3 protein-coding genes are annotated in these 4,658 nt (G+C 48.7%); all 3 read right to left on the bottom strand.

Going from position 1 to position 4,658, the window contains the following annotated elements; genetic code table 11:
• A partial coding sequence (locus AC1DWB_RS31420; protein ID WP_477545029.1) for an ATP-grasp domain-containing protein occupies positions 1 to 426 on the bottom strand: 426 nt, incomplete at its 3' end.
• A gap of 268 nt (positions 427 to 694) precedes the next feature.
• Positions 695 to 3,442 carry a carbohydrate binding domain-containing protein gene (locus AC1DWB_RS31415; protein WP_477545028.1) on the bottom strand — a complete coding sequence of 916 codons (2,748 nt, stop codon included), beginning with the start codon at positions 3,440 to 3,442 and terminating at the stop codon, positions 695 to 697.
• A 605-nt stretch (positions 3,443 to 4,047) separates the two neighbouring features.
• A partial coding sequence (locus AC1DWB_RS31410) for a LacI family DNA-binding transcriptional regulator (RefSeq protein ID WP_477545027.1) occupies positions 4,048 to 4,658 on the bottom strand: 611 nt, incomplete at its 5' end.

Here is a 4,658-nt window from a genome sequence, read left to right as displayed (position 1 = left end):
CCCTTGATCTAGTCGCATTTCCTCCATTGTAGAATAAGTCGGAATGGTTGGAATATTTTGACTGGCTAAAAATTGGTATGTCATTTTTTTATCATTACATATTTCAATAACCCTTGGATCTGAAACAATAATATTGATGTGATGCTTCATAAAATCTTCTTTAGCTCTAGCATAAATAGGAAGCTCTGGATCGATCAGAGAGATAACTGCGGTTACTTCGTTTTTTATGCAAATTCGCTTAATTTCATCCAAGTATTTAACATCATGAATTGGAGGAACTATTTCATAATGATCGGAAAAGTAAAGTGCTGGTGCAGACTCACTGCAATCCACCGCAATCACTTTACCTCCCAGATCTGCCAATGACTTTTTGATATATTGAATGATGTTCACTCTTTGCCCCACACACGTAACAAGAATATTCAAAATGCAAACCCCCCAATAAGTAAACTTGTCCCCTCTCTATTTTGTATGCATAGTAAAATGAAAAATTCCAAAGAACAAGAAAAAAGGGCGCTCTTCAATTTCAGCCACCCCTGACAAAACAAGGCTGCTCCGAAGGCGCTACCCCCGGAACAGCCCTTTTGCCGTTACTTCACTTCGTACCTGAACAAATCGCTGCCATTCTCAAAATAAAAGTTGCCGTTGCTATCCTTCACCAATCGGTTCGCGTCGCCCTTATTGCGGAGTACCGTCATGGCCTTCGTTGTCGGATTGAGCTTGAAAATGTGCCACCGAGCGTGCCGTAAACCCACCCGTCGTCGCCGATTTCCATTCTGGCTCCATAAAGACGATTCGAGAACGAAGGGAACAGGCTGCTGGTGTACGTAACCGTTCGAGTCGTAGGCGACAGAACGAATAACGTGCCGTCCGCGAAGCCCCAGATGTTTCCGTCAGGCCCCACGATTAAACCGGTAATCAGCTTCATGCCGGCGACCGGCACCAATTCGGTCGACTTGAGGTCCGTCGTCGTATTGTAAATGAACAATTTCGCTTCCGTCTCCGTCGCAATGCTGCCCGTACCGCCGTAGATGGAGCCTCCGCCGAACAGTTCATTGTTTTTGAAAGCAAATGACGTAATACTCTGCTGATTGAGGATGTTACGAGTGGTGGGATGCGTATTCGTCGCCGGATTATAAACCGTCAGCGCTCCGCCGAGCTTACCGTAGTCCGGTGCGGTTCCGATGTACATTTTACCCGTCGACTCTACACCCAGCATGGCGAGCGGACGATCCTGCTCGTAGCCGTCAAGCCGGAAAAGCTCGGTCGGATTGGACGGCACGCTCCAGGCGGTCGACGGATCGTATCGATAGATAACGGCGTCGGGATATTTGCCGAAATACATCATGGAGCCGAGCGGCATGATTCCTTCCGATTGACCGATGCCTTTGTACGAATTGACTGATCCTGTCGTCGGATTATAAGTTTCGATCCCACCTGAAACGAACCCGCTCGAATAAATCAATCCGTTCGAATCCTCCCCGATTTCAAAAATGTCGATCGGTTGCGGAAACAGGGGCAAATCCCTGATTTCATAAAAGCCCGTGGAAAGATTGTACTTATACATTTTGCCCGTGTTGCCGGCCAATCCAACCATCGTATAGCCCGGATAATTTGTTTGATTCAGTTGGACGAAGGCGTAGTTTAGAGCCTCGCCCTGCAGGTCTATATTCAGATTCGTCGTCGAGTTCGAGCTGAAATCGTAGTTGTACAGAATGTTTTTGTAGGAGAAATAAAATTTGTCGTCGATCGGGGACAGCGGCGATACCCCGCGCGAAGAGCCCGGAAATTCATTCACAACGGTTCTCGTGGACGGATCCATGACAAGGAACTTGTAATCCGGTTCGAGCCGTACGATTAATTTGCCGTTCACCATATCCAGATCATAGACCGAATTTTCGTAGKCATAGGCTGCGGGCAGAATGTYCGTCTTGGAGCCTGTGGTACGGTTATATTCGATCAGATGCGCATGCGAGCCGATACCCGCATAGAGGAGCCCGCTGGCCGAATTGAAAGCAAGACTGCGCACATGGCTTTCACCGGCAACCATCGTGCCCAGATCCAATAAGCCACCGCTCGCCGTATATTTGAACACCTTGTTATGATCGGCTGTGCCTCCGTACAGCTGGTTCAGCGAAGGCACCCACTCCAGATCCCAAATGGAGGACTCGCCAGATATGGCCTGCCCCAAATCCGTAACATCATCCGCTCCGGGCGTGTACGTCATGAGATGCCCATTCGAGGTGGTGCCGATGTAGACGGTCCCATCGGGCGCGAGTCCGAACGCCCAAGCCACGATCGCGCCGGGAAGCGGCATCTCCTTGACCACCTGTTCCGTCTTAATGTCGACCACTGTGAAGATCGCAGGCTTTCCTTGGACGGCCGTGTACAGCACATCATTGCCGACGTTATCCTTACCGATGATCCCTTTGTTCACAGAAACTCCGACTACCTGAGTGGACAAGTTTGTCAGGGCGTTGCGAATGTCAACGTCGTCAAAGTAAGTCGTTGTCGTGTTCGCGCTGGAGGAATAGAGTAGCAGGCTGGCTGTTGCCGCYCCAGTCGGAGCAGTCCCCACCACAGCTGCCAGCGTCCATACGTTCTGCGTCGTGACCGCGGTATTGAAGTTGCCGACCAGCGTGCCCGCGCTATTGTAATAGCGCAAATACAGCTCCGCGTTCCCTCCGGATATGTTCACATAGGCTGTCGCCTTGTAGGATTCGCCGGCGACAATGCTCATTTTCTGGGTTTCCAGACCGTAAGCGCTCGTCGTGCTGCTGTCGGTTATTTTCAAGCTATTGGTGCCGGTCTTCGCTTTGGTCGTGGATACTGCGATCCCTCCGTTGCCAAAGGTCTGGCTCCAGCCGGGGATGACGCCGCCGACTACAGGTTCCTCGAAGCCGTTATTTCGAATGGAGCTGACCAGATCGACCTGATCGACATAAGTAGTAGTAATGCCGGTGTTCGTGGAATAAATGAGAATTCGTGCGTTAGTCGCTCCGGCGGGAACGATACCGGATACTGTGATAGGAGTCCAATCCTCCTGAGGGAGACTTTGAGGGGTATAGTAGTCCTGAGATAGGAACGTACCGCTTGCATTGTAATAGCGAAGATAGATTCCGACGACGCTTCCACCTTGGCGATAAACGTATGCGGAAGCTTTAAGCGATTGTCCGGCAACCGCTGCGACCGGATCTGAGATGACGCCTGCATTCGTAGTACTCGAGTCGTCAACCATAAGCAAACTGAAATTTTGCTTATACTTCACCTGGTGCGATACGCTTAATTGCCCCGTCGTGCCGAAGCTGCTCCACCCCGAAATCGAAGTAGGCGTGAAGGCATCTTCAAAACCCGGATTCGATAAGGCGGCGGAGAAATCTGCAGACACAGTCCTGACGGAGATAATCGACAGAAGCAAGCTGAGGCCGACCAGCAAACTCAAAAACTTCTTAATCCGGCGCTTTACAATAATTATCTACCCTCTTTCCCAATAGAATTTGTTTGCACGTTACTTTTTAATGATATGCATCATAACAACGAAAAATATATTTCGCCAAAGGATCGTGTGGACGAAATCAATTGTACTTGATCTAAGTTTGAAAATCGTAATGATCGGCGGTGGCCATCTGAGAAGTCGCTTATGAAGAGGCAGTGCGATGAGCGAAAGGCTCTCGCTAGCCAAATGCTCTGTCGGCTCCAGAGTTGATCTGCATCTGCCGTTTCAACTATCGTACCCGTCGTTTAACGGTTGTTCTATCCTTTGCCCTTTTTCAGGTCAGCATCCGACAACTTCTTTATCCCATAAATGACAGGAACTTTGTCCCATAAAACAAAAAAGCCGCGATTTACGCGACTTGTTATGGGTCGTCCTCCACAATCAGAATCGTAGCCTCCATGTCTTTATCCATCAATGGTTTTTTCACCATTATTTCACTTTATGGCAGCAAACCGCTGACAACACAATCTTAATTGAATGAACGAACAACCCGCGGTTTACGCGGATTGGAATCAGTACATAGGCACTAAGTTGTTTATTGGTTATATTTTTCACAAATGAGTTTTCGATTGGTCGTGAAGCCTGGGGGGAGCTGTCGATTTGCGAACAATGAGGCGGGTTGGAACAATAACTTTCCGGCGATGCTGGCGTGGTTTATTAATGATCGACACTAACAATTTGACCGCTTCGCGTCCGAGTATGTATTCTTCCTGACTCAAACAAGTGGGAGGAACTGCGGAAAAAGCCGACATCTCAAAGTCATCCAAGAATATGACCGACATATCTTCCGGCACTTGGATAGACATTTCTTTGGCCACTTCCATAAACGTTATCCCTACCGCGGAGTTGACGGCAATTACCGCAGTAAGCTCTGGATTTTGCGACAAATACTCCCTTAGCTGTTCCTTGCTTACGGAATGACCCTTACCTTCCCGATAAATGGTGCCTACCTGCGTTCTGTCCAGCTTAGTCATACATAGATGTCGGTCAATCAGGATGTCATGTTCGAGAAGGGCTTTTTCGTATCCCRTAATACGATCTTCTATGCTCGTCGTGCCATTGGTATGAGTGGAAACAAATCCGATTTTGCTATGACCGAGTTGTATCAAATGGGTCACTGCACTATAGGTGCCGTTGATATTATCGGAACATACGTAATTGG

The organism is Paenibacillus sp. P4_E11 (assembly GCF_056401635.1).
Note: the sequence above shows the minus strand (reverse complement) of the source record. Positions and strands in the feature narration are given on the sequence as shown.